We start from the raw sequence: 24,350 nt of genomic DNA on the forward strand, positions 1-24,350 counted from the left end.
GGCTGGAGAGAGCGCCGTTTTCCGTGAAGGCGACACCTTGCCGTGAAGGCGACAGCACGCATGAGCGAGAGTCTTCGGTCGAGCCCGTCGCGGGCACCCATCAGCCCCTTGCCGGGAGGGCACCGCCCCACGCTGAGAGTGGGGACCTTCCTGCCGCCCGCCGCCTGCGAATCGACGACGGCGCCGCGTGTGCGCGCACAGGCGGAGGTCGGCAAGATTCCGTCCGAGGACCACGCGCTGTTGATGAGACTGCTGGCGGATCTCACCGACGTCGAGTTCCTGCACGACCTGGACATCCGTCGCACCTGGGTCCGCGACGGCAAGGTGCACTGCGGTGAGGTCTGCCTCAACGACCTCGACCTCTTCGTCTGGCATGCCAACTTGCCCCGGGACCCCGGCAGCTACGCCCTGGAGGCCCTGCGCACGCTCAGCCTGGACATACCCGTTGTCCCCGACCCCGCACGTTTCTCGACCGGCCTCGACAAGTACCGGGCTCACCTGCGGCTGTCCCGGGCCGGCCTCCCGGTGCCCGACACGGTCCTGCTCGACCGCCGCGACACGGCCGCCGCAGCACCCGTACTCGCGGAATGGGGCCGCGCCCTGCTGAAACCCAGGCTCGGCTCCTTCGGACAGGGGGTCCTGCTGATCGAGGACTTCGCGACGCTGCGGGACCTGGCGGACTACCTGGACAGCACGCTCGCCCGGACGACGGAGCACACCTTCCTCCTTGAGCGCTTCTATCCCAACAGCCCTGCCGACTGGATCGGTACGACCCTCATCAACGGCATCCTGATGTACGGCTATCGCAAGCGCGGCCACCGCTTCACCCGTTTGTCCGCCGATGCATGGAAGGTGTACGACCCCGAGGGGATCGGCGGCGATGTCGACGGCTGCCACGTCCCCCCGGCGCACGCACGGCTCGTCCAGCGGGCCCAGCTGGCCCTGGGCCTTCCGCTGGTCGGCTTCGACCTCATTCTGTGCGAGGGCCGACCCATCATCGTGGACGAGAACACCTACCCTGGGCTCTACCCCGATCTGTTCACTGCCGCGAAGCGCTCGCTCGGCCGCGAACTCTTCGCATTCGTCCGCGACTTGACGAGGCACCGTCCCGGTGTCCTCACACCTGCCCGCCGGGGCCGGACCGCTGTCCGTGACGCGGACGGATTCACCGGCGGCGTCTGGGGTCCCGAAGCGGCGCCGCAGCGAGCGGTTCACGGCCCCTTCCGCGGGGCGGTCAACAGCAGTGGCGGTGTTTGGGGTGGTGTAAACGCTTCGCGTCCGGATGGGTCTTGAGGTCATTGTCGTAGACGCCGTCAACACGGCTCCTGGCGACCACAAGCGCATCGGTCGACAGCTCGAGGGGGCGCTGCACCGCGGCGTAGTCGGTCGCAGACGGATGCTGCGTGCCCCCGGTCAGCAAGACGATCCGGCGTCGCCGACGGTGCCGGTCCGCACGCAGGCGAGTCAACAGCTCAACGACGCTCTCCAGCGCGATGGCCCTCATGACCCGCACGTCCCGCTCCCTGCGTGCGGTGAGCGCACTGCACAGCATCAGGCGCTCATCACCGTCCCGAGCATGCCGATGTCATCTGCCTCGAGCCGCCCGATGCCCCCGTTCCCCGCCTCCGTCCACGGACAGAATTGCCGCCCCCGACGACCACTGCGAGGTGGACGCCGAGATCGTGAACTGAGGCGACCTCGTCCACCCATCGGGTCGGACAGACCGGTTTTGTCCTTGGCTCGGCGGCCTCGGCGAGCCCTTGCTGTTGATCTTGACGACGGCATGCAGCCGTGAGGCCGAGCCCGGTTGCCGGGCCCCGGCTGCGGTGATCTACTCGAGTTGGTAGGTCCTGCCGTATGAAGCAACTTGCCCGATACTCGACGTGGCACGGCGATCGATGCAGCCTGTCGGCCCACAACGAGGAGCCGGGATCGTCTCCGACGGTGGTCGGTTGTCCGGCCTTTGATGTGGCAGACCGTGCTGGAGAGGAGCGCAGTGATGGCCTCTGCATCCACGAGCACCCGTCCCGTGCAGCGACTAGGCCACCAACTCACGGAAGTGGCGTCGGGCATCGGCCAGGCGGCGATGGCCACAGGCAGGGCCACGGCGGACGCCGTGCGCCACCCAGGGGCAACGGTTGGCCGCGCCCGCGAGGCATCGCAGGTGCTGCCGCTGATGTGGCAGTCGATGAAGCCGGTGCTGACCGGCCGTGTGAGCGACTGGCGACGAGAATACGCCTACACGCTCGGCGAACAGGCCTTTGTCTATGGCTTCCCGTACATCTACAACGCCGGGCTCCGCCACCGGTGGGTGACCCAGAAGCCCGACACCGACGCGACACCGTATGCCGCCGTCAACCACTTCTGGCACGCCGGCAGGCTTTTCGACGCCTCCGACCGGGAGGGCCTGACCCCCAACAACGACACGTTGTACTCGTTCGCCTGGGTCGACCTGAGCGAGGAACCCATTGTCCTCTCGCACCCGGACATGGGCGACCGCTACTTCACCTTCGAACTGGTCGGCATCACCTCCGACAACTACGACTACGTGGGACAGCGCGCCACCGGACCGCATGCCGGAGACTTCGCCCTCGTCGGGCCAGGGTGGACGGGAGACCTCCCCAAAGGGGTCCACCGCACGAAGACCGCACCCAGTCCCTGGATCGTCATCGTCGGCCGGACCCTCGTCACAGGCGAGCGCGACCTCCCGAACGTTCATGCGCTTCAGCGCCGGTACCGGCTGACCCCGCTCCACCTTTTCGGCAAGGAGGGAGCGCACGTCCCGGAACGCCGCGACGTGCTGGAACCGATCGACGTGGCAGAGGATCGGCTCGGGCCGTGGAAGACCCTGAACGCGATGCTGGCCGAGAATCCGCCACCGCGGCACCACGACGTCCTGCTCAAGCAGTTCGCGGAGATCGGCATCGGGCCCGGTCTCGATGTCGAAGCCCAGCCCGAATCCGTCAAGCAGAGCCTGATCCGGGCCGCGGCCACCGGCGCACCGATGCTCGAACAACAACTGCTCAGTGGCGAATGGGCCCATGTCATCAACGGCTGGCGCTACCCGCCACCACAGTTGGGAAGGTTCGGGGACGATTTCCTGAGGCGAGCCGCGGAACAGTCCCTGGTCGGTGTCGCCGCCAACGATCCCGAGGAAGCGGTGTACCTGGCCGCCTTCCATGACGCGGACGGCGGCAAGCTGTCCACGGGCCGCTACGAACTGCGCTTCGAACCGGGGGATCTGCCTCCTGTCGACGCGTTCTGGTCCCTGACCGTCTACGCAGAGGACAGGAACCTGGTCCCCAACCCGATCGGCCGCTACTCGATCGGCGACCGTACCCCGGGACTGGTCACTGACGCGGACGGAAGCCTGACCCTCCATCTACAGCCCGAGTCCCCGGGGCCCGCCCGGGAGCCCAACTGGCTGCCCACACCGGAACAGGGCATCTGGTTCATCGCCTTGCGTATGTACCTGCCACGCCCCGAGGTCATCGACGCACGATGGGAGTGCCCGCCGATCCGCCACCTCGCCTGACGACACTGCGGAATCCGATATCGCCGTCTTGGGTGCTGCCCAGTGCCTGAGTCGGCGTACTCGATGAGCAAGGGTGCAGTCGACCGTGCTCCACCCCCGAAGTCCCCATGTTTCCAAGGGCCTTGCCTGTCTGCGGAGCCGGCTCTGCCCGCGCGACGCGCGAATCCGGAATTGCGCGGCCTCGGGACACGGGACCCGGGCCAAATGGGCTTTCGGGCCTCAACCGGTGCCGAGAGTGTTCAGTGTCGTGGTCCAGTCGTTGACGACGGCTTGCTGACACTGGGCCGGCGCAGGGGACTGCGGTGTACATCGGTTCTTCGGCACTCCGAGGCCCTGCCGGACGAGCCACCTGCGCTCGTCGTCTCCGGGCCCGCCGGGTGCCTCTACAGCGGCACTACCTGGTCGGCCTGTGGCCCCTTCGGCCCCTTCGGCCCCTTCGGCCCCTGGACGATCGCGAACTCGACCCGCTGGCCCTCCTCCGGGCTCTTGTAACCGGTCCATTGGATCGCACTGAAGTGAACGAAGAGATTGTCGCCACCCCGTCCGGGGTGATGAACCCGTAGCTGTTGTCCGCGTTGAACCACTGCACCGTGCCTTGCGCCATCACCTTGTCCCTTTCAGGAGACGTACCGAAGATCAGGACACACTGTCCGTCGGCACCGTACAGGGCCGTGGCCACCGACCAGGTGCCGCAACGACGGTGACAACAGCAGGATGCATGGCGGGTGGCGACCTTTCGCCGGCAGTTCGCGTGACCCGACCGACACCGGGTCCGCTGCCCGAAGCGTCCGCCCGCTCAGAGCCGGCCCTTCTTTCCGGTACGCGCCGGCCCCGGAGGGACCGTGCTGCGAGTGTGGGGTTTGCTCCACGGCAGTGCTGATCGCCGTCCAGACGTGGCCTGCCGTGGCTCCGGATCGAGGCCCGTCGGCCGACCGTCCCAGGCGGCACACGGCAGGGCCTCGCTCCGCGTCAGCACGGGCCGCAGATTCCTCTCCCGCGGATTCGATCCGCGATCCGCATGCTCTGCACCCGCGTGAGCCGGCGGTGCACCGCCCGGCGCGCAAAGTTGGTGGCCGGGAGGTCTACTGGAGGTAGCGGAGGCGGGTTTGGGGTGTCACTGCAAGCGGTGACCGGAGGAGGAGCGATTCGGGGTGGCTCAGCCAGGCATCGTCATGAGGAGCGGCCGTGGAGCTGACCTTTCTCGACCCCGTGTACGCACGACCGGGACCCTATGCCTGCGCCTACCTGGACACCTCACGTGACGTCCGCGACCCGGAGGCGGCGATCAGGCTGCGGCGCAGGCACCTGCGTGAGGATCTGACCCAGCAGGGGGCCGACAAGGCCACCGTGGCCGTTGTCTCCGATGCAGCGGGCTCGGACCGGGAGGTTTCCGGGCGTCACGGGCAGGCCATCTTCGCGAGCCACGGACATCTGGCCCTGGTGGAAGAACTGCCCTGCCCGCCCGCACACGATGCGGCCCGGTTCAGCGCGTTGCCCGACGTGATGCCGCTCGCGGTCCAGCACACGCCGGACATCCCGTATGCGGCCGCCACCGTGCACCGCGTCGCACACCCGGAGACCGGCGCGCCGGAAGAACTGGAGGTGGACATCCAGACGGGGAGGTGGCCGAGCAGTGCAGTCGCACCGGAAGCGCGTCACCACCGGAGTGGTCCTGCAGCCCGGTGGCCGCACGGCGCCGCCGAGGTCGCCGGTGAGCTGGCGGAGCTGGTCCAGCGCACCCGGGCCGAGGTGATCGTGCTGGGCGGGGAAGCCTGGGCGCTCAACGTCCTGGTGAACCGCATGCCCGCCCCCTTGCGTGAGCGCGTGGTCACAGTCGCGGGTGACGGGCACCTGGCCGGTAAGGGCCGGGCGCTGCTGGAGTACGAGCTGAACGAGGTTCTGCGGGGCCGGATGAGCGAGCGGGACCAGGCTCGGGTGGAGACGTTCCGGGCGCGGCGGCCCCAGCACGTCGACGCGGTCGAGGGCATGCCTGCGGTCGTGGCCGCGTTGCAGCGCGCCCAGGCAGGCGCTCTGCTGCTCAACACGCCCATCGATCTGCCCTCGCGGCTGTGGGCAGGCTCGGAGCCGACCCAGATCGCCCTGTCGTCCGCCGAACTGGAGTCCTTCGGTGTCCTCGGCTTCCAGGAGGAACCGCCCGGCGCGGCCTTGGTCCGCGCACTGATCCGCACCGGCGCCGACCTGGTGGTCGTGCCGCGGGAGGAACTGCCCCTGGAGGACGGAGTCGGGGCACTGCTGCGGTATACCGACCCGGGAGTGCCGTTGTGACCGCCCGTCGCCCGGCAGGGGCTTCTGTTGCGGGTTTTGCCGATGCTGGGAAGAACTGGCCAGGTATGTCTGAGGGACCAGTTGTGGTGGGCACGGACGGCTCGGCCGGAGCGGCGCGCGCGGTGCTATGGGCGGCACAGGAGGCCGCTCTCCGGCATCAGCCCCTGCACATCGTGTGCGCCGCCGACCTAGACCTGGCCGAGCGCCTGTCCGCCGAAACCGCCCGGCGGGTCCGCGAGGCCGCCCGGTCGCTGGCGGCCGAGGCGGCAGCCGCCGCCTCCGACAGCGCGCCCGGCCTAGCGGTCACCACGGAGGTCGATCGGCAACCCGCGGCAGACAGCCTGGTGCGGGCGGCCGCGTCGACGGTGCCGCAGGCCGGGGAAGCCGCGGCGACCATAGTCGTCGGTTCGAGGGGAGCAGGCGGCTTCTCCGCGCTTCTGCTGGGGTCCGTCGGGCTGACGGTGGCCGGGCAGGCGAGCTGTCCTGTGGTCGTCGTGCGGGGTACCGAGCGGCCGTCGAGCAGGGTGGTCGTCGTAGGCGTACGGGATGAAAAGGACCTCGGGGCGGTGCGCTTCGCCGGGGAGAGCGCCAAGCGGAGGAAGGCGTCCTTGCGTCTGCTGAGCGCGTGGTCCTACTTCCAGTACGTCGGGAGCATGGTGCCCCTCGCCGACGAGGCGCGCAGGGCCCTGGAGGCGGAGGCCGCGGCGAGCACCCGCATGCTCGACTCCGTGCGGGAGGAGTTTCCGGACATCAAGGTGACCGAAGAGGTCGCGAGGGCCCCGTCGCCAGCTGCTGAACTGGTCGCGGCGTCCTCGCACGCGGATCTCGTCGTCCTGGGCGCCCGCAGGCCCCTGCACCACGTGGGCCGTGCTCTCGGCCGCGTCACGCACGCCGTTCTGCAGCATGCGCAGTGCCCGGTGGCAGTCGTCCCACGCAGGTGACTCCCGCCGCTTGCCATGGTCGGGAAGCGTGCGTTTGGACTTGTCCCGCAGCCGGATCTGGGCGCCGCCCGCCATCCCGGGCCGGACCCCCTCGACCAGCCCTTCGCGCACCGGACAAGGCCGGATCGCTGCCCTGCCAGGGCCGTTCGGCCGTCCCGTCGAGGAGCACCGCAGGAGTTGCTCCAGCGCCATGTGGGCGCCCTCGCCGCTGTCGTGGCCAAACACATACGGCGAGCGAGTGTGCCACGTCGCTTCTGGTCGGCCCGGCCACGCGCAAACCTCCGCAGGCTGGATTGGCGGCCGCCTTGGCCCCGGAATGGCCGTCGCGGCCTGCCGCCGAGCCCGACTCCACGCAACTCGCCCAGTCCAGCTATGCAAGGAAGGCTGCTTGGCGTTCGGCGTCTGAGGTGTTGCCGCCGGTGCACGACCTGCTGTTGGACGGCGGCCGGGATCTTGCGTGGTGGGGGGCGGCCGGAGCGGTTGTACATGCCGACCCACCCGAGCAGGCGGTAGCGGTCGGCCCATCGCTCGGCGGCGGTGGGGTGGCTGACCTGGAAGCGCTCGGCCGCCCGCCGTAACGGCCAGCCGTCCTCGACCACACACCAGGCCAGACGCAGTCTGCCGGTCGGCACCGGTCGATGTCACCGATGGCGCGCGGGCCGATCGGGCAGCGGAGGGTCCGGACAGCCCCTGGGCGGTTCCTCGTGCCTGGAGAGAGGCTGGACGCTGCGCTGGCGGCCCACCGCAATGCCGCGTAGCTGCGGCCGGCGGCGACGGCGGTCTTCCTGCGGCAGCGGTGCGGCAAAATCCGGCCGACCCGCCGAGGTTCACACGGCGGTGCCTTGCATGCGGTTCCCGCTCAGGGTGCTGGTCGCGCCGGTTCAGATCGGGTCCGTGAAACCGAGCGTCTCCACCAAGGCGGCCGCTACGGAATGACGATCCCGCGTTCCCGCGCCGGGCGGCACGGCGGCAGCCCGGGCAGGGCGGCCCGAGCGGGACCCTGACTGATGGGCCTGGCTCGGCTGTGCAGGCCTGCGGCCGCGGCCACGTAGTCCCGAGCTGTGAGCAGGCCCACCAGTCGTCCGTGCGGATCCGTGACCGGTAGGGCGTCGAGGTGCTCCTCCGTCATCACGGCCGCCGCGTGCAGCACCGAATCCTCGGGGTGAACCGTGACGGTCCGCCGGGCATGCACGAGATCGTGTGCCGTGCGACGGGACAGCGTCGTGGCGGCGACCGCGCAGACCACGGCGAGTTCGGCGCGGTCCAGGAGTCCGGCGCAGCAGCCGTCCGCGCGAACCACGGGGAGTTGACGCTGCTCGGACCTCTCCATGACCTCCCAGGCCATCAGCACACTCTCGTCCTCGCTGATCGAGAAGGGGGCGGCATCCATCAGGCTCCGCACTGTGGGCTGCTCGTTCACGGTTGCCTCCTTGTGCTGGGGCTGTGCCGGCAATCCACGGATGCGCGCGTTCGGCAGCGCTGCGTAGTACGTCGCCCTCGGGCGGCGCCAGCGTTGCGCCGCGTGCTCCATTTCACACTCGCCTCGCCGGCCCCCTCTGTCATGGGGCCGCATGGCCTCGGCGCATGCCATTGGCCCCACCGCGGGCCCGGAGTGCGGGGCCATTCGGCCCGGGATAATACCAGATCGGCCCCTGTCTCCCCTGTCGCCCGGCTGGCCACTGAAAGCGGGCGGTCCGCAGGGTTCCGGTGGAAGTGGACGGCCCTTCCCGTCCGGCCTGCCGCGGCCGGGTGGACCGTCCGGCCCCAATCCCAGTGCCATGTGCGAGGAGCAAAGACCTTGACCACCACGACCCTGAGGCCTGCAGCCCGGCCACCCGACTCGTCCGGACACCGGCCCGCGCTGCCGCTGTACGACGACTCCGCTGTGGACCGCAACTGGTCGACCCGGTCGACTGTGGCACGTGATCACGAACACCGGACGATCTCGCTTTCGACTCGCTTGACAGGGAGGTGCACATCGGCGGCCACGGATGGGGACTGTCCGGGTCCGGGCGAGGTGTCCGCGCGCTCCCTCCACAGAGGGTGTTTCCAGCGTGCGGGTCGGCGGCTACCGAGCCCCATGGACCGAAGGGTCCTGGTCGGATCCGAGCGAACCGTGGCGGTGGGGCGCGGGCGCGCCCACGCTGGAAGCAGAAGCATGAAGGGAGCCGGTGCGATGACCTCCACCACCATGACCACGGCCCTGCCGGCCGAGCACCGCGAACAGCTGATGCGCCCCGCCCACGAGGTCTCCTTCGACGCCGGGACCCGCCTGTTCGAGGAGGGTCGGCGCGCCGACCGCTTCTGGACAGTCCGGACCGGGACCGTCACCCTCGACCTGCACGTGCCCGGCCGCCGGCCCGCCGTCATCGAGTCGCTCGGACACGACGAACTGGTCGGCTGGTCCTGGCACTTCCCGCCGTACAACTGGCACCTGGGCGCCGAGGCGACGAGCCCGGTGCGGGCCTGGGAGTTCGACGCCGAGGCCGTCCGGGCGAAGTGCGCCGAGGACCCCGGGTTCGGCCGGGCGATCGCGGTCCGGGTCGGGCGCGTGGTCGCCCAGCGGCTCCGCGCCTCCCGGGTCCGGCTGCTCGACCTGTACGCCCCTTACGGCAGCGGCGGCCTGGCCTGACCACCCGGCCCGGCAAGGAGCACAGCATGCACAGCAGCCCGCAACGAGTAAGTGACGTGATGACCCGTGCCGTCGTCACGGCGGAACGCAAGACGATGTTCAAGGACATCGTCGAGCGCATGGAACAGCGAAAGGTCAGTGCCCTTCCCGTGCTGGAGGGCGACGGCCGCGTGATCGGAGTGGTGTCCGAGGCCGACCTGCTGCCCAAGGAGGAGTTCCGGGACAGCGACCCGGACCGCTTTACCCAACGGCGCCGGCTGTCCGACCTGGCCAAGGCCGGGGCCGTGACCGCGGAGGAGCTGATGACCGCCCCGGCCGTCACCGTCCACCGGGACGCGACGCTCGCCGAGGCGGCCCGCATCATGGCCCTGCGCAACGTCAAGCGGCTGCCCGTGGTGACCACCGAAGGCGTCCTCGAAGGTGTCGTCAGCCGCGGCGACCTGCTCAAGGTCTTCCTGCGCCCGGACAACGACCTCGCCGACGAAATCCGGCGGGACGTGGTCGACGTCCTCTTCCCCGCCCCGGTAGAGCCCGTGCACGTCATGGTCACCGAGGGCGTCGCAACCCTGACCGGACGAGTCCCGGACGCCACCCGGATTCCTCTCGCCGTCCGCCTCGCGCGGGGCGTAGAGGGCGTGGTGGACGTGGACTGCCGACTCACAGCGGCCGATGGGTAGTGGCCGCCCTGTGCCCACCGTTGCGGTCCCCCTGCTGCCATTCCTGGCCCTGTTCGGCCAAGCGCCGCCGACCGACGGGGCGACAATCCTTCGGTCGAGGCCGCTTGAGGCGTCGCGGCGTTCCCTGTGACGGGTGCCGGCAACACCCGGTGGGCGGCATGGTCACCGCCCCGTCTCCGCTCGTAGACCGTCGGCCACCGTCACGGAGGGGCCGCCCGCTGTGGGTCCGGCAGATCAGGATCGAGGTTCGGGTGGCGGGGCAGACCCGTCAGCATGCACTTCACGTCCACCACGCCTTCCACAGCCCGCGCCAGCGCGGCGGCGAGCGGGATCAGCTCGGTGTCGTGCACCCGGCCCCTGAGGGTCACGACACCGTCATGCACCTCGATCCGGACCGCTTCGGCCTGTGTGCCGAAGAGCCGCAGCGCGACCTCGCGCCGGACCTCCTCGACGATGTCCACGTCGGCCCGCAGGAACACCTTCAGCAGGTCAACACGGCTGACGATGCCCTTGAGAGCGCCATCGTGATCGACGACCGGCAGCCGCTTGACCCTGTTGCGCGCCATGACACGTGCAGCGTGGGCGAGGGGGGCGTCGGGTGTCACGGTGATGGCCGGGGCGGTCATCAGGTCGCCGGCGGTCACCGCACCCGCCTTGTACACGTCGGCGGGATGCTGAACTTCCCCGTACCCGTCGAGGTCGCCTTGGTGGTACTCCTCCTTGGGCAGCATGTCGGCCTCGGAGACGACACCGACAACGTGTCCGACGTCATCCAGCACAGGGAGGGCGCTGACCCGCCACGCCCACATGGTCTTCACGATGTCCTTGTAGGCAGCTCCCCTGCGCAGAGCGACGACCCTGCGCGTCATCACCTCGTCAACGACAGTCGCGGCGCCGTCCATGGCGTCCTCCAAAGTGCTCGGATGCCGTCCCACGACACGTTCAGCCTGCGGCCGCGGACCCTCCGGACATGGGCCGAGTGGCCCGTCCCTGGGTCCCTGTGCCGGGACCGACCGGGAGTTACTGCCCGGCTTCTGCACTCCCGGCTCCAGGTCGGGGCAGTGGCACCCGCCAGGCCAACAGCGCGCCACCGCCGGCGGGCCTGCTCACCTCGAAGAGACCGCCCAGCTGTTCCGCTCGCTCGGCCATGTTGCGCAGTCCACTGCGGCGGCCGTCGGGCGGGATACCCATTCCGTTGTCCGATACCGTCAGCAACACCTCTTTGCCGTCGGTGGTCAGAGTCACCTGGGCCCGGTCGGCGTGAGCATGCCGGACGATGTTGGTGAGGGCCTCGGAGAGCACGGCCACGACGTGGTCGGCGATGTCATGCGGCACATCTGTGTCGACCAGGCCCTCCATGCGCACGCTGGGCGCGAAGCCCAGCAGCGGAGCCGCCTCGCCGACGGCGCGTGCGGCACGGGCGCGCAGTCCGCTGGCATAGGTGCCTTCGTGCACCCGCAGCCCGAAGATCGCCGATCTGATGATCTTGATGGTCTCGTCCAGTTCGTCGACGGCTCGCCGTACCCGGTCCGAGGCCTCCGGGTGCTCGATGAAGCGGCCCGCGCTCTGCAATGTCATACCGGTGGCGAACAGCCGCTGGATGGCCAGGTCGTGCAGGTCCCGGGCGATCCGGTCCCGGTCCTGCAGCAGCGCGATCTGCTCGGCGTCCGCGCGGCGCTCCGCCAGCTCCATCGCGATCGCGGCCTGGGCGGCAAAGGTCCGCAGCATCTCGGTCGCCTTCGCCGAGTACGGCGGCCGACCCATCTCGCGCGCCAGCAGGACCACGCCCCGGACACCGTCTTCGCCGTTGCCGATGGGGACGGCGACAGCGGGGCCGAGTCCGCCGAAACGCGGGGGTTCCGGGGAGATGCGTGCGTCGTGGGAGACATCAGCGCTGGCCACCGGGGCCGCAGTCGAGTACGCCATTCCCATCAGGGTCCTCTCCAGCGGCAACACCAGCCCTCGGTGTTCCTCAGCGTCCAGTCCTACAGCGATCTCCACGGAGAGCGACTTCGTGTCCTCCATCAACATCGCAACCGCGGCCAGTGCGGAGCACGAGATCTCCCGGGCACGTGCGGCGATCAGGTCCAGGACCTCGGCGCGCGCGCTGCCGGACATCAGGCTGTGGGTGATCTCCGCGTTCGCGCGCAGCCAGCGCGCACGCGATTGTGAGTCCTCGTACAGGCGGGCGTTGTCGATGGCCACACCGGCCGCCACGGCCAGCGTCGCCAATAGCGACTCGTCCTCCTCGTCGAACAGCGCCCCGCCACGCTTCTCGGTCAGGTACAGGTTCCCGAAGACCTGGTCGCGGACCCGGATCGGGACCCCGAGGAAGGTGCTCATCGGAGGGTGGTCGGCCGGGAATCCGTACGAGGCGGGGTGCTGTGAGATTTCTGCCAGCCGCAGCGGTTCCGGGTGGTTGATCAGCTCGCCGAGGATGCCGTGGCCCTCCGGACAGGGGCCGATCCTGACGATCTCTTCCTCGGTCACGCCAATGGTGTGGAACGCCGCCAGTGTGCTGCCATCGGCTCCAATGACCCCCAGGGCGGCGTACTCGGCGTCCACGAGCACGGCTGCCGCCTCCACGATGGAGTGCAGGGCCTGCTCCAGCTCCAACTCCCGGCCGACAGTGAGCACTGCCTCCAGCAGACTGTGCACGCGGTCCCGGGTGCCGCAGGCCGCGTCCACCCGCGCTTGCAGCTCCTCCAGCAGTTCGTCCAGCTTCAGCTGAGGCAGCGATACCCGGAGCTCTTGCGAACTGGCCACCATGCTCCTCCAGGTCCCTCGGTGCGCGGCGGGCCCATCGGATTATCCGTTTCTACCCTATCCGTCACCGGTGGAAGGCGACACGCAATCGCGCTGGGCCGCTCCTCCGACCAAGGCCCCGCCAACGCATCCGCGCGTCACGCTCAGGGGCGGCTGCTCGGCAGCATGTCCATCGGCAGGATCATTTTCACCCGGCGGGCCCCGCCCACGCTTCGTCCGGTCATGCGCGGCCCTGAACCCCCAGGCCCAACGGACCGGTAGCACTGGCGTTGAACGGTAGGTAGTCGGGCGCCGCTGGAACCCTGGGGAGTCCAGCCGGCAAGGACCATGGCGTACGGTCGGCGTGCGAGGGCCGACGCTCCTTGGCTGCGCCGATTGTCTTCAACGCGCTTGCGGTCGTAGAGGCGTCAGGGTTCGTCGCAGCAGCGGGTGCCGATCAACGCGGAGGCACAGAAGACGCGTTGGAGGTATCGGCCGAGGGGGTGGCCGGTGCAGGAGTCCGCTGATCCTCACGGAGTCGCGGGGGGCCGGGGCGACGCCGACGAGCCCGGATCCGGTCCACATTGGCGAAGGCGTCCATGTCTCCGCCCGTGGTGGCGAGGAACTCGGCCCCCGCCAGGCACCTTGGCATGGCGGTGCCGGCAAGACAGGCCCCACGCCGGGGGAGCAGTATGTTGGCATCGCCGGGCTGGACGGTCTTGGCTGCGAGCTGGTCGGGGCGGAGGGCCTTGCGCTCGCCGGCTGACCACGGCTGCTTCCGGTTCTCCGACCTCCCGTCGCAGCTGCAGGAGCGGCCCAGTCCCCTCTCTGGAAGCGAGCTGCGGCTGCTGGGCCGATTGTCCCCGCTGCGAGCCGATCGGCCCTTCCCCGCGGGACGACCGAAGCCGGACGATGAAGGTGTCAGGGGCCTGCTCCCAGCAGGGAGATCGGCGCCGCCCACCCGAACGACGCACGTGGAGCCGGTCGGAAGGTGAGGCGAGACTTCATGAACGAGACGCTGTCCCTCGGCCGGATCGCCGGCGTGCGGGTGGGACTGCACTGGAGTGTTCTGGTCATCGTCGCCCTGGTGACGGTCGCGCTGGCGCGCGGCCGCTTTCCCGGTGCCCATCCGGGCCACTCCCCCATCGTGTACTGGGCACTCGCCCTGCTGACCGCCGTCGTCTTCCTCGGCTCACTGCTGGCTCACGAGCTGGCGCACGCCGTGGTCGCCCGTCGCAACGGCGTCCAGGTGGACGGCATCACCCTGTGGATGCTGGGCGGCGCCGCCCGCCTGCACGACGAGGCTCCGACACCGGCCGCGGAGCTGCGCATCGCCGGCGTGGGGCCGCTCACGAGCCTTGTGGCCGGCGGCGTACTCGCGGGTGTCGCCGCGGGGCTGGAGGCGCTCCACGTGTCCGGGCTGGTGGTCGAAGCGTTCGTCTGGCTGGCCGCGATCAACGTTCTACTGGCCGTCTTCAACGTGCTGCCCGCCGCGCCCCTGGACGGAGGGCGGCTGCTGCGCGCGTACTTGTGGCACCGCACCGGCGACCGGCTGCGGGCCACTCGAGGTGCCTCGGCGGCGGGCCGGGCGCTGGGCTGGTTCATGGTGGTGACCGGATTCGTGACCGTGCTGTACGGGGGTGACCTGTCCGGTCTGTGGCCCGCGCTGATCGGCTGGTTCCTCATAGCCGCGGCCACTGCCGAGGCTCGTCAGTCCGAGATGCGCAGCCTGCTGGGTGGAGTCCCGGTCAGCCGCGTCATGACCCCGAACCCGATCACCGTCCCGGCCACGGCGACCCTCGCCGACTTTCTTGCCGAGGGGCCCTTCGGCCAGTACCGCCACTCCGCGTTCCCGGTGCTTGCAGCCGATGGCTCGGTGCGTGGTGTGCTGACCCTTCGGCGCGTCGACGCGACGCCTCCCCAGACCCGTACGACCACGACGGTCCACGAGGTGATGCGCCCCCTCAACGAGGTTGTCACGGCTTCCCCCGAGGAACCCGTGCTCGACCTGCTCCCCCGCCTGGAGGCGAGTCCCCTGCGCCGGGCGCTGATCACCGACGACGGCCGCCTCGTCGGCATTCTCACCATCGCCGACATCACCCGTGCGCTGGCATGGCCTGCCGCGTCCGACGCTCCTGGCTCCGCCCGGTCGCGCCACGACCGCCCCGAACAGCCGAAGGAGCCATGATGACAAGCAACGCCCGGCCCGGGCGGTGATGACCGTGGCCCGACGCCCGTCGAAGCGCTCGTCGTCTCGTTCGTCTCATGCGTTGCCTACTACGCGGGGCGCTTCCTCGAACGCCACCACCTCGATCTCGAACACCACCGCGTGCCGGCGTTCCCCATGGCCGACGACCGGCCGGCCCGTGTCGCCTCCGTGCGTTTGCGGGTTCTGGTGCCGCACGAGCTGAGCAGGGCCAGGCTCGTGGCACAGCCGTAGGTCTCCTTTCACTGTCCGCATGACAGCTCGTCATCCGTCGCCCGTCGCCCGTCGCCGTTCAAGTTCAGTCATGCTCCGGCACAACGACCACCGGGCAAGCGGCGTGATGCAGCACCCCGTGGGAGACGCGGCCGAGCTGGAGGCCGAAGTGGCCTTGGCGGCGCCGAGCGCCTACAACCAACAGATCGGCCTCGCGGGAAGCGGCCAGCAGGGCATCGCGGGCGCAGGCCTCGACCGTATGTCGACGTACCCGCAAGTCGGCAGGCACCAGGCGCAGCACCTCTTCCAGCGCTTCCGCGGCCTGCTGCTCCTGCAGGTGGGCCGGTTCCCCGACGATCAACGGATGGCCCATGGTGGCGTGTGCGGGCCGGTGCCAGGCCCGCACAACCTCCAGCTCCACGCCGCGCAGCAGTGCCTCTTCGGCAGCGAACCGCACAGCGGCCGAGCCCGCCGGCTTCTCACCGACACCCAGGACGATGCGCCCATGCGCCCCCGAACGTACCTGGTTGTCGTGGCTGCCACGCAGCACGATCACCGGGCAGTGCGCGCGACCCGCCACCATGACGCCGACAGAGCCCAGGAGCGTTTCGGCCATGCCGCTGCGGCCACGGCAGCCCAGGACCACTGCGAGGGCCATGTCAGACACCTCCGGCATCGTGGACCACGCCCTTTCCCGCGTCGTGGGCCGAACGGCCCCACGCCGCCGGCGTTCTGGCACCGGTCCCCCGGGAGCACCGGGAGGCACCTGCCCGAGCGGGCACGACAAGCGGGGTTCCGGCTGAACCGGATCACCGCCGAGTACCGCTCGCTTCGCAGCTACTGCCGGGCTACCTCCCCCGGTACAGCCGGTCGAGGTCGACGAGTACGACATGTCCGTTGGCTTCGGCCGCGCGGAGCGCGGAGGTGAAGCCGACTCCGCTGTAGCAGGCGGGTCGGGTGTGGGTGACGTCCTCACCGTGGGCGGCGAGGAGGTCGAGCAGGTGACGGAGCTGTTCCAGGTGGTGCAGGTCCATGACCTGGTCCCAGCGCGCCACCCCCACGGACAGCAGGGCCGAGGGACGTGTGTCGGTCGGGCCGCGTACGACTACCTCCGCTTGTGCATCGGGGCCGGCACTGCGCGCAGGGTCGGGGAGTGAGCCGTGGGCGGCCGTCGCGGGGTGCGCTCCGAAGACGGCCGGGTCGGCGAAGTCCATGACCCAGTCCCGGCAGATCTGGGCGAAATGGGGGCCGACCACCGCGGAGTCGAAGACGGGACGCATGCGCCGCCAGACCTCGTCGGCGTCCTGCTGCTCCAGCGCCGAGCGGTAGGACCAGACGACCGCATGTTCGAAGGCCAGCAGCGGCTCAGTGATGCGCAGCCGGATCAGGTTCGGGCGGAAGGCGTCGGGCTCGCCGTGCAGCAGACCGTTGTCCCGCAGCAGCGCCAGACAGCGAGCGGCATCGGTGAGCGGAGCGCCGAGGCGCTCTGCGATCTCGCCCTGTGTCGAGCAGCCCGAGGCGACGGCGGCGAGTGCGGAGTGGCACAGGGCACGGTCCCAGTGGTCGGTCTCCTCCTGCAGCAGGTGATGTGCCTCCAGGAACAAGGGAGTCCGGGGGTTGAGCACGCTTCTGCACACCCAGGTGTCGAAGTCACCCGGCCCGCCGGGCGCGCGCTCCCCGACGTAACCCCAGTAGGCAGGCGTTCCGCCCACGACGGCATGGATCAGCAGGGCGAGGCCGGGGTCGTCGATGTTCCACAGCCGCGCGGCCTGTCGGTAGTCCAGCGGACGTAGGGTGAGTTCCAGGTCGGTCAGCTCGCGCAGGGGTGAGGCCGCACTGAACAGTCGGTGCATCACCGGCAGGGCGCTGCCGCTCAGCACCAGGCGCGCATGGTTGTCGGGGCCAGTCTCGCGCAGACGCCGGTAGGCGCTGTGGATGACGGAGGGCAGCGGGGGACTCTGCCGTACGAGGTCGGGGAATTCGTCGATGACGATCGGGACAGGCCGACGGTCTCCCAGCGTGAGCAACGCGTCGACGGCGTCCTCCCAGCCACGCCAGGGGCTCGGCGGCCATGTGCCCGTGTACTGGGACAGTTCGTCGGCAAGCCGACGCAAGGACTCGGCCTGAGCCGCCGACTGCGCTCCGAAGTAGAAGCCGCCCAGGGCTGCGGTGAGTGCCTTCAGGAGGTACGTCTTGCCCTGCCGCAGCCGTCCCGACACCACACCGAGGCCGGGTCCGGGCCGGGTGTCACCGGCGAACGCGACCAGTGCGTCCCACTCGGCGTCGCGGTCGAAAACCGTCTTCGGCTTCGCGGGACGAGAGACGTCGGACGGCGACACGACTGCTCCCCTCGCTCGACGGCACTCCTGCCACCAGTACAACGTCGATTGCCGGACACCGCGACATGAGCGGCCACGCACGGACAGGCAGGTCAGGCCCTGATGGCGCCTCCTCCGCCGCCTGTGTCCTCCCAGCCCGTCAGTTCCTGTCCCGCTGTGCCAAAGCCAGACCTCGCTGCAGCGGCCTGTCACGTGGCAGACGTCCATGCGGGCGTCCATACGATCCGTGCACGAGCCGGACCTGATCTGCGATGACCGACTTGTCGCGTCCGTCGTCGGCTGCGTTCCCGGGCGCCGAACGAGCCTGCCGCCATTGACGTGCACCGGCCATGCGGTGGCGGCCGGTCCTACGCGACCATGTCGTCGACGGCGTAGTCGATCATCGGCCTGACGGTGACGACCCCGTCCACACCGTTGGCGAGTCGTTCGGCAATCTGGGCAGTGCTGCGGTTCTCGACCTCCCCGCGCAGGGTGACGACACCGTCGTGAACCTGGACCTGCACCTCCGTGCCGCCCAGCCGCAGCATCCCTTTCAGTACGTCGTCGCGGATCTCCTCGCGGATCTCATCGTCCGGGCGCAGGAAGACGCGCAGCAGGTCCGAGCGGCTGACGATGCCGATGATGCGGTCGGTCTCGTCCACGACCAGCAGCCGCCTGACCCGGTGGCGGTCCATCGTCCGGGCCGCCTGGGTGACCGGCCAGTCGGCGTGAGCGGTGACCACGGGGGTGGTCATCAGCCCGGCGGCGTTCTCCGCGCGCGCCTTGGCCCTCTCGTGCGGCCACCCGGGGGTTGCTTCCTGCTCGCCGTACTTCTCAGGTTGCTCGGCCTGCTTGCGGAGCAGGTCGGCTTCGGAGACCAGTCCCATGGGCGCACCACGTGTGTCGGCCACGGGCACGGCGCTGATGCCATGGGTGGTCAGGACGGAGGTGATCTCTTTGAACGGGGCGTCAGGGCCGACGGTGACGACATCGCGTGTCATCACTTCGCTGACGGTGCTGTGCTGTGCGGACATGGTGACAGCTCCTTCCTGCGTGCGAGCATCGCGCGGATGCCGGCTCGCGTCCCCCTGCCTTCCACTGTGCTCCTTGCGTGTCCGGCCGCTTCCCGGGCCGATAGTCCCGAATGTCGGCGACATTCAGACCCGCGTAACTGGAACCCGCCAGCAGCGGGTGATCCTCCTCCTCGTGTTTGTGTGCGCAGGCTCCTATGGGCAGCGGTGGACGGCACCGAAGCCATACCCGTCTCAGCCGTCCAGCAGCGGCACCTGTCTCATAGTGTGAAAGGTCTCGGGGATTTTCCGCGCGGCGTCGACCACGGCGGCCAGGTCTGCCAGTTCCTGGGTCAGCCGCCAGAACAGGTAGTCGAAGGAGACCATCCCGACGAGTCGCCCCCGGCCACCACGGGGAGGTGACGCACCTGAGCGGCACGCATTTTCATGACGGCGACCGCAACAGCTGTGTCGGCCTCCACGGTCGCAGGGGCCGGGGACATGATCGTTTCCACTAGGGTGTGCGGCGGCAGCCTGCGGGCCATCGCCCGTACCACGAGGTCTCGATCGGTCACTGCGTCGCCTTCCACCACAGGCAAGGCACCGACGCCGGCATCGGCCATGTGCCGCGCCGCGTCCTCGAGGGACTCGGTCGGAAGGGCAGTGGCCGGCGGCGCGTTCATCACGTGCTGGATCCGGTCCACCCCGCGCCCGGACCGGTCGCTGCCGCGGCCACCTGGAAACAGGCCGTGATGCGGTGATGACCTGGAGGTTGTGCACGTTGCCCGAATTCAGGTGGCCGCACAGACGACCTCGACGAAGTGGCCCACCTGTTCTTCCGGCAGGCGGCGTGCAAGGTCCGCCTCGCTGATCATGCCTACGAGGCGGTGGTTCTCGATGACCGGCAGCCGCCGGATCTTGTGCTGCTCCATGACCTGGAGGACACGGTCGCTGTCGGTGTCCGCGTCGATCGTGATCGGCTTGCCCTGTTCGAGCTGGCCCGCGGTCATGGACCGGGGGTCCTTGCCCTTGGCGAGGCACTTCAACACGATGTCTCGGTCGGTGATGATCCCGTGGAGGCGGTCGTCCTCCCCGCAGATCGGCAGGGCGCCGACGTCCAGTTCCAGCATCTTGCGCGCTGCGTCCTCCAGCGTCTGGCTTTCCTGGATGCAGGTGGCGCCGGTATGCATGATGTCCCGCGCAGTGGTCATGGCTTCTACCTTTCTGATGTGGGCTCACTCCCGGTACGGGTTCTCGGGGCTATGGCCGTGGTGTACTCCCGGTGTCATCGACGGCGTAGTTGAGGTGGTTGGTGACGTCGATGACGCCGTCGCCGCTTTCGCACAGACGTATCGCGATGGGGATGAGGCTGCTGTGCGACACGATGCCGCTGAGCGTCACCCGTCCGTCGGTGACCTGGACCGTGACCGAGGCGGGGTCCAGACCGAGGGTCCGGGTCAGGACCTCGGCCGTGATCTCCTCGCAGATCGTGAGGTCTCGCCGCAGGAAGACGCGCAGCAGGTCGGCGCGGCTGATGATGCCTACCAGCCGGTCGGCGTCGTCCACGACGGGCAGCCGTTTGACGTGGTGACGGTCCATGGTGCGGGCCGCCTCCACCACCGACCAGTCCGGCCGCGCTGTGACGGCCAGGGCTGGTCATCAGCCCCTCGACGGTCGGCGCATGCGCCTTGGCGCGTTCCGCGGGCGGCAGGTGGGCGCCTGCCAGATGTCCCCTCGGATCCGGCTGACGCTGCTGCTTGCGCAGCAGGTCCGCCTCCGGCACCACGCCGATCGGGTTCTCCTGGTCGTCGACGACCGGGACCGCCGTGATGTCGTGCTCCACGAGCGGCACGGCGACGTCCTTGAAGCCCGTTTCGCGCCGCACGCGCACCACGGCCGTCGTCATGAGCTCTCCGGCTCTCCGGCTCTCCGGTGCAGCATGTCCCCACTTCCCTCCTCAAGCGCCGATCGGGGCGGGTTCTCCTCACACCGTCCGCCGGTACGAAGCCGACGTAGCGTCCACTCGTCCTGAGCACGTCAGTCCTGACGGACGCACCGAGGCGCGGTCGAGCCACGGCAAAGTGATGCGCGCCTTCCCTTCCAGCCTGTCCGCGGAATTCGCCTGCTTCGCCGGATGCCGAGAGGCGTCATCTGCAGACGCGAAGGTCGACTTGTTGGGAACCGGTGGGGTTGCAGCACTGGCCCGGTGGCGTCCGCGCGGGCATCAACGGCGCCGCGGCGGCTTCTCTTTTTCCCGCTCAGGGCTCCATGCTAGGGCGGGCGGCGCCGGTTGGCAGCCTCACCACCGCACGGCACCACGAGACCGTGCGTTCAGGACCACTGGGGTCTTCCAGCGGGCGAGATGCGCCGACGCGGCAGCCACCCGACCCTGGTCTTGTGCCGGTCCGTATGGCCAGGCAATTCCACACCATGGCCCACACGTGGATCAGGACGCACGCGCTGGGTACTCACCGGCAGTGGCAGGAAGGCAGAGCGAGCGGTGAGCCGGTACACACGGGTCGTGGTCAAACTCAGCGGCGCGGCGTTCGCCGGGACGGCCGCAGCCGGCACCGATCCGGTCTGCCTGGGGCGGATGGCGGACGAGGTCGCCTCGGTACACGACCCAGGTGTGCAGATCGCCGTTTGTCGTTGGCGGGGCAACTACTTCCGGGGAACGCCGGCCAGCAGCTGGGGAATCGGGAGGGCCGAGGCGGACGAGATCGGCATGCTCGGGACGGTGATGAACGCCCTGATGCTGCGGGCCGCCTTGACCACGCGCGGTGAGCCCGACGTACGAGTGATGACGGCAGTAGCCATGCAAAGCGTCGCCGAGCCGTTCATCAGGTTGTGCGCGGACCGGCACTTGCGGCGCGGCCGGATCGTGCTGCTGGCCGGGGGCACCGGACAGCCCTGCGTGATCGCCGACTACGCCGCGGTGCAGCGGTCCCTGGAGCTGTCCGCCGATGCACTGCTGGTCGCCAAGCGGGGCGTCGACGGCGTCTACGACAGTGATGCGAAGACGCATCCGGACGCGAAACGGTACGCGCACCTCACCTACCAGAAAGGCGATCGAGCGAAGGGTGAATGTGATGGACACCTCCGGTTTCCGCCGGCCGAGGAGCAGAACCTGGTCATGCACGTCTTCGACGTGGCGGCAGCAGGCACCACGCCGGCGATCTGCGAGGGGCGTGACATCGGCACCCGGATCACCGCTGCGTGATGTCCGGCGGCGCCCGGCCGACTGCTCTCAGAACGAGCGTCCGGGGCCCGTCGCTGCATGGGCTGCTTCGGCGTGTCCCGCTCAGGGCAAGGAGGTTGATCAGCCAAGGACGGGCACGCTGGCCGTGCGTGCAGGCCCGATGAGCGCAAGTGTGGATAGTGCCACATACGGCGCAAGGAGGCTGCCATGAAGCGATCGGCACCCCAGCAGGCTCCCGAGATCCAGGTGGAGACCCAGGGGCAGATGCCGCCAGGAGCCATCGAGTACGCACAGGAGAAGGTACGGGCGCTCACCGGCCGGACACGCGAGCCGGTCCTGTTCGCCCGCGTCAAACTGACCCACATGGCCAACCCCGCCATGGAACGGCCGGCGATCGCCCAGGCCAATCTGGACGTCAACGGGCGTCCGGCCCGCGCGCACGTGGCCGCCACGACCGTGACCGAGGCCGTCGACCTGCTGCAGGACCGGCTCGTCGCACGGCTGGAACGCCTGGAACAGCACTGGGAGGCCCGGCGCGGGAAGACACCCGTGCCGGGCCCGCACGAGTGGCGGCACGGCAGTGAGCCAACCCACCGCCCCGACTACTTCCCGCGCCCGGCCGAGGAGCGGCAGGTCGTACGGCACAAGTCCTACTCACTGGCCTGGGAGTCGCCCGACGAGGCGGCCTTCGAACTGGAGACGATGGACTACGACTTCCACCTCTTCACCGACATCGGCACCGGAGAGGACAGCGTGCTGTACCGGTCGGGCCCGACGGGTTACCGCCTCGCCCAGGTGCGCCCACACCCCGAGCTGGTCGGCCCTGCGGCCGTGCCGCTGACCGTGAGCGAGCTTCCCGCTCACCGGATGAAGGTGGCCGAGGCGAAGGAGCGGCTGGATCTCACGGGGTTCCCGTTCGTGTTCTTCGCCGATGCCACCACCGGGCGGGGAAACGTCCTGTACCACCGTTACGACGGCCATTACGGCCTGATCTCGCCCGTCGAGTAGCGGCCCGTCACCTGTCCGCGCCCAGGCGGGAAGCCTCGCCCCGGGGCCAACGACGTGCCCCCTGCGTTCAGAATCGGGCCACCCCCTGGTGTGCCGGGGCCATGTGGTCGGTGAACCAGTCACGGGCGAGGCGGGTGACCTGCTCCAGGGTGCCAGGTTCCTCGAAAAGGTGGGTGGCTCCGGGGACGACTGCGAGCTCGCTCTCGCACCGCAGCCGGGCCTGTGCGTCACGGTTGAGACCGAGTACGAGTCGGTCGTGGCCGCCGACTATCAGCAGGGTGGGGGCGGTCACGGCCGGCAGCCGTGGCCCTGCGAGGTCGGGCCTGCCGCCGCGGGAGACGACCGCAGCGATCCGCGCGTCGGGCTCGGCGGCTGCCCAGAGCGCGGCGGCGGCGCCGGTGCTCGCGCCGAAGTAGCCGATGGCCAGCCCCTGCGCCTCGGGCTGCCCGCGCAGCCAGCCGGTGGCGTCCGTGAGTCGCCGGGCGAGGAGACCCGTGTCGAAGACATTGGCCCGGTCCATTTCCTCTGCCTCGGTGAGCAGGTCGAACAGCAGGGTGCCCAGCCCTGCGCTGTTCAGGCCGGCCGCGACGAACCGGTTGCGCGGGCTGTGCCGACTGCTGCCGCTGCCGTGCGCGAACACCACGATCCCGAGCGCGCCCTCGGGCACCGTCAGCTGTCCCCGCAGCACCAGCGGACCCGCGCGCACATCCGCCTCCCGGTCCTCGGGCGCGGCCTGCCACGGCGGAGCCCGGCGGGCGCTCACCGGGCGGGCGAGCGCCTCCTCCAGGCAGGCGACGACCTCGTCGTCGTCGGTCTGGGAGAAGTCGGCGTAGAACTGCCCGATCGCGTAGAAGTTCCACGGCGTGTGCGGGCACACCAGCTCGTCGGCGTCCGCACCCAGGCGCGCGGTCCAGTCGTGCGGGGCCACGGGAACTGCCAGCACGACCCGGGCGGCCCCGCGAGCGCGGGCGATCTGACAGGCCGCGCGTGCCGTCGAGCCGGTGGCAACCCCGTCGTCGACAACCAGTACCGTGCGGCCCGCCAGGGCTGCCGGTTCCCGTCTGCCCCGGTAGCGCCGTGCACGGCTTTCGAGTACCTCCCGCTCACGTGCCTCGACCTCGGCCAGCTCGTGCGGGGTGACACGCGCGGCGCGCACCACCTCGTCGTTGATCACGCGGACGCCGCCTTCGCCGATGGCCCCCATGCCCAGCTCCGGCTGGAACGGCACGCCCAGTTTGCGAACCAGGCAGACGTCCAGCGGCGCGCCCAACGCCTTCGCGACCTCTGCGGCGACCGGGACCCCTCCGCGGGGCAGTCCCAGCACCACGATGTCGGCACCCTTGAGATGCTTCAGCAGGGAAGCCAGCTGTCGGCCGGCATCCCGACGATCCAGGAAGAACACGATCCGGCCTCCTCGCCCCAGGGGACCACGGCGGACAACGCCGTGTGCATGTGCCCCGTACTTCCATCCTCACCCCAGCGGAGAACGAATGCGCACCGCTGTGGGAGGCGCTCCTGGATCTGGGAGGGCGCCCTCCCGCGTGCGGACGGTGCAGGGGATCACCGCGTCACCGCTGCGG

At 69.9% G+C, this 24,350-nt stretch carries 18 protein-coding genes and 5 pseudogenes; 10 read left to right on the forward strand and 13 right to left on the reverse strand.

Annotated features, from left to right (window positions below; genetic code table 11):
- Window positions 1-189: 189 nt before the first annotated feature.
- Window positions 190-1,293 carry a RimK family alpha-L-glutamate ligase gene (locus tag ACFY1J_RS39085; protein ID WP_390707701.1) on the forward strand — a complete coding sequence of 368 codons (1,104 nt, stop codon included), beginning with the start codon at window positions 190-192 and terminating at the stop codon, window positions 1,291-1,293.
- Window positions 1,294-1,999: 706 nt separating this feature from the next.
- Entirely contained in the window at window positions 2,000-3,535 is a 1,536-nt protein-coding gene (locus tag ACFY1J_RS39090) for a DUF1254 domain-containing protein (protein ID WP_390707702.1), read from the forward strand.
- A gap of 383 nt (window positions 3,536-3,918) precedes the next feature.
- Here the strand turns inward: ACFY1J_RS39090 and ACFY1J_RS39095 are convergent.
- Window positions 3,919-4,139, reverse strand: a pseudogene (locus tag ACFY1J_RS39095) (cold-shock protein).
- Window positions 4,140-4,720: 581 nt separating this feature from the next.
- On the opposite strand from ACFY1J_RS39095, the gene ACFY1J_RS39100 reads away from it, so the two are divergent.
- Window positions 4,721-5,821, forward strand: coding sequence for a hypothetical protein (locus ACFY1J_RS39100; protein WP_390707703.1), 1,101 nt, complete (start codon window positions 4,721-4,723; stop codon window positions 5,819-5,821).
- A 65-nt stretch (window positions 5,822-5,886) separates the two neighbouring features.
- Window positions 5,887-6,762 carry a universal stress protein gene (locus tag ACFY1J_RS39105; RefSeq protein ID WP_390707704.1) on the forward strand — a complete coding sequence of 292 codons (876 nt, stop codon included), beginning with the start codon at window positions 5,887-5,889 and terminating at the stop codon, window positions 6,760-6,762.
- 463 nt (window positions 6,763-7,225) lie between these two features.
- Here ACFY1J_RS39105 and ACFY1J_RS39110 read toward each other — a convergent pair.
- Together ACFY1J_RS39110 and ACFY1J_RS39115 are read right to left on the reverse strand one after the other, a co-directional pair.
- Window positions 7,226-7,394: pseudogene (locus tag ACFY1J_RS39110) on the reverse strand (helix-turn-helix domain-containing protein); the annotation flags it as partial.
- A 293-nt stretch (window positions 7,395-7,687) separates the two neighbouring features.
- On the reverse strand, window positions 7,688-8,182 hold the full coding sequence (locus ACFY1J_RS39115) for an HPP family protein (protein ID WP_390707705.1): 495 nt from the start codon (window positions 8,180-8,182) through the stop codon (window positions 7,688-7,690).
- Window positions 8,183-8,938: 756 nt separating this feature from the next.
- Between ACFY1J_RS39115 and ACFY1J_RS39120 the strand changes: the two genes are divergently transcribed.
- Both ACFY1J_RS39120 and ACFY1J_RS39125 read left to right on the forward strand, forming a co-directional pair.
- Window positions 8,939-9,394: a Crp/Fnr family transcriptional regulator gene (locus ACFY1J_RS39120; protein ID WP_390707706.1), complete on the forward strand. Its 456-nt coding sequence runs from the start codon at window positions 8,939-8,941 to the stop codon at window positions 9,392-9,394.
- 26 nt (window positions 9,395-9,420) lie between these two features.
- A complete protein-coding gene (locus tag ACFY1J_RS39125; RefSeq protein WP_390707707.1) occupies window positions 9,421-10,071 on the forward strand; it encodes a CBS domain-containing protein in 651 nt (216 codons plus the stop codon).
- Between the two features lie 200 nt (window positions 10,072-10,271).
- Here the strand turns inward: ACFY1J_RS39125 and ACFY1J_RS39130 are convergent, their stop codons facing one another.
- Both ACFY1J_RS39130 and ACFY1J_RS39135 read right to left on the reverse strand, forming a co-directional pair.
- The gene (locus ACFY1J_RS39130) at window positions 10,272-10,973 is read right to left on the reverse strand and encodes a CBS domain-containing protein (RefSeq protein ID WP_390707708.1); all 702 of its coding nucleotides are present in this window, start codon (window positions 10,971-10,973) and stop codon (window positions 10,272-10,274) included.
- A 118-nt stretch (window positions 10,974-11,091) separates the two neighbouring features.
- On the reverse strand, window positions 11,092-12,840 hold the full coding sequence (locus ACFY1J_RS39135; protein ID WP_390707709.1) for a GAF domain-containing protein: 1,749 nt from the start codon (window positions 12,838-12,840) through the stop codon (window positions 11,092-11,094).
- A gap of 982 nt (window positions 12,841-13,822) precedes the next feature.
- Here ACFY1J_RS39135 and ACFY1J_RS39140 point away from each other — a divergent pair.
- Together ACFY1J_RS39140 and ACFY1J_RS39145 are read left to right on the forward strand one after the other, a co-directional pair.
- Window positions 13,823-15,004, forward strand: coding sequence for a site-2 protease family protein (locus ACFY1J_RS39140; RefSeq protein WP_390707710.1), 1,182 nt, complete (start codon window positions 13,823-13,825; stop codon window positions 15,002-15,004).
- Between the two features lie 36 nt (window positions 15,005-15,040).
- Window positions 15,041-15,256 (forward strand): annotated as a pseudogene (locus tag ACFY1J_RS39145) (OsmC family protein); the annotation flags it as partial.
- A gap of 64 nt (window positions 15,257-15,320) precedes the next feature.
- Here ACFY1J_RS39145 and ACFY1J_RS39150 read toward each other — a convergent pair.
- The 7 genes and pseudogenes from ACFY1J_RS39150 to ACFY1J_RS39180 all read right to left on the reverse strand — a co-directional run.
- Window positions 15,321-15,965, reverse strand: a pseudogene (locus tag ACFY1J_RS39150) (universal stress protein); the annotation flags it as partial.
- Window positions 15,966-16,083: 118 nt separating this feature from the next.
- Window positions 16,084-17,574, reverse strand: a complete 1,491-nt coding sequence (locus tag ACFY1J_RS39155) for an ATP-binding protein (protein WP_390707711.1) — start codon at window positions 17,572-17,574, stop codon at window positions 16,084-16,086.
- Between the two features lie 347 nt (window positions 17,575-17,921).
- Complete coding sequence (locus ACFY1J_RS39160) at window positions 17,922-18,587, reverse strand: CBS domain-containing protein (protein ID WP_390707712.1); 666 nt, start codon at window positions 18,585-18,587, stop codon at window positions 17,922-17,924.
- A 231-nt stretch (window positions 18,588-18,818) separates the two neighbouring features.
- Window positions 18,819-18,950, reverse strand: coding sequence for a hypothetical protein (locus ACFY1J_RS39165; protein ID WP_390707713.1), 132 nt, complete (start codon window positions 18,948-18,950; stop codon window positions 18,819-18,821).
- Window positions 18,917-19,246: a CBS domain-containing protein gene (locus ACFY1J_RS39170; RefSeq protein WP_390708094.1), complete on the reverse strand. Its 330-nt coding sequence runs from the start codon at window positions 19,244-19,246 to the stop codon at window positions 18,917-18,919. Before ACFY1J_RS39170 ends, ACFY1J_RS39165 begins: the two co-directional genes overlap by 34 nt.
- 108 nt (window positions 19,247-19,354) lie before the next feature.
- A complete protein-coding gene (locus ACFY1J_RS39175; RefSeq protein WP_390707714.1) occupies window positions 19,355-19,774 on the reverse strand; it encodes a CBS domain-containing protein in 420 nt (139 codons plus the stop codon).
- 49 nt (window positions 19,775-19,823) lie between these two features.
- Window positions 19,824-20,469: pseudogene (locus ACFY1J_RS39180) on the reverse strand (CBS domain-containing protein).
- Window positions 20,470-21,084: 615 nt separating this feature from the next.
- Here ACFY1J_RS39180 and ACFY1J_RS39185 point away from each other — a divergent pair.
- Window positions 21,085-21,783, forward strand: a complete 699-nt coding sequence (locus tag ACFY1J_RS39185; protein WP_390732892.1) for a uridine monophosphate kinase — start codon at window positions 21,085-21,087, stop codon at window positions 21,781-21,783.
- A gap of 186 nt (window positions 21,784-21,969) precedes the next feature.
- A complete protein-coding gene (locus tag ACFY1J_RS39190; RefSeq protein WP_390707716.1) occupies window positions 21,970-22,770 on the forward strand; it encodes a sigma 54 modulation/S30EA ribosomal C-terminal domain-containing protein in 801 nt (266 codons plus the stop codon).
- 67 nt (window positions 22,771-22,837) lie between these two features.
- Here the strand turns inward: ACFY1J_RS39190 and ACFY1J_RS39195 are convergent, their stop codons facing one another.
- Window positions 22,838-24,172: a phosphoribosyltransferase family protein gene (locus tag ACFY1J_RS39195; protein ID WP_390707717.1), complete on the reverse strand. Its 1,335-nt coding sequence runs from the start codon at window positions 24,170-24,172 to the stop codon at window positions 22,838-22,840.
- Between the last annotated feature and the right edge of the window lie 178 nt (window positions 24,173-24,350).

The sequence above is a fragment of the Streptomyces sp. NPDC001406 genome, assembly GCF_042895285.1.
Taxonomy (GTDB): Bacteria; Actinomycetota; Actinomycetes; order Streptomycetales; family Streptomycetaceae; genus Streptomyces.

What these genes read in the sequence shown, in the direction of transcription:
- ACFY1J_RS39120 (WP_390707706.1), top strand. Translation starts at nt 8,939, where the DNA reads ATGACCTCCACCACCATGACCACGGCCCTGCCGGCCGAGCACCGCGAA.
- ACFY1J_RS39170 (WP_390708094.1), bottom strand. Translation starts at nt 19,246, where the DNA reads ATGAACGCGCCGCCGGCCACTGCCCTTCCGACCGAGTCCCTCGAGGAC.
- ACFY1J_RS39160 (WP_390707712.1), bottom strand. Translation starts at nt 18,587, where the DNA reads ATGTCCGCACAGCACAGCACCGTCAGCGAAGTGATGACACGCGATGTC.
- ACFY1J_RS39125 (WP_390707707.1), top strand. Translation starts at nt 9,421, where the DNA reads ATGCACAGCAGCCCGCAACGAGTAAGTGACGTGATGACCCGTGCCGTC.
- ACFY1J_RS39175 (WP_390707714.1), bottom strand. Translation starts at nt 19,774, where the DNA reads ATGACCACTGCGCGGGACATCATGCATACCGGCGCCACCTGCATCCAG.
- ACFY1J_RS39130 (WP_390707708.1), bottom strand. Translation starts at nt 10,973, where the DNA reads ATGGACGGCGCCGCGACTGTCGTTGACGAGGTGATGACGCGCAGGGTC.
- ACFY1J_RS39105 (WP_390707704.1), top strand. Translation starts at nt 5,887, where the DNA reads ATGTCTGAGGGACCAGTTGTGGTGGGCACGGACGGCTCGGCCGGAGCG.
- ACFY1J_RS39140 (WP_390707710.1), top strand. Translation starts at nt 13,823, where the DNA reads ATGAACGAGACGCTGTCCCTCGGCCGGATCGCCGGCGTGCGGGTGGGA.
- ACFY1J_RS39135 (WP_390707709.1), bottom strand. Translation starts at nt 12,840, where the DNA reads ATGGTGGCCAGTTCGCAAGAGCTCCGGGTATCGCTGCCTCAGCTGAAG.
- ACFY1J_RS39190 (WP_390707716.1), top strand. Translation starts at nt 21,970, where the DNA reads ATGAAGCGATCGGCACCCCAGCAGGCTCCCGAGATCCAGGTGGAGACC.
- ACFY1J_RS39165 (WP_390707713.1), bottom strand. Translation starts at nt 18,950, where the DNA reads ATGGTCTCCTTCGACTACCTGTTCTGGCGGCTGACCCAGGAACTGGCA.
- ACFY1J_RS39090 (WP_390707702.1), top strand. Translation starts at nt 2,000, where the DNA reads ATGGCCTCTGCATCCACGAGCACCCGTCCCGTGCAGCGACTAGGCCAC.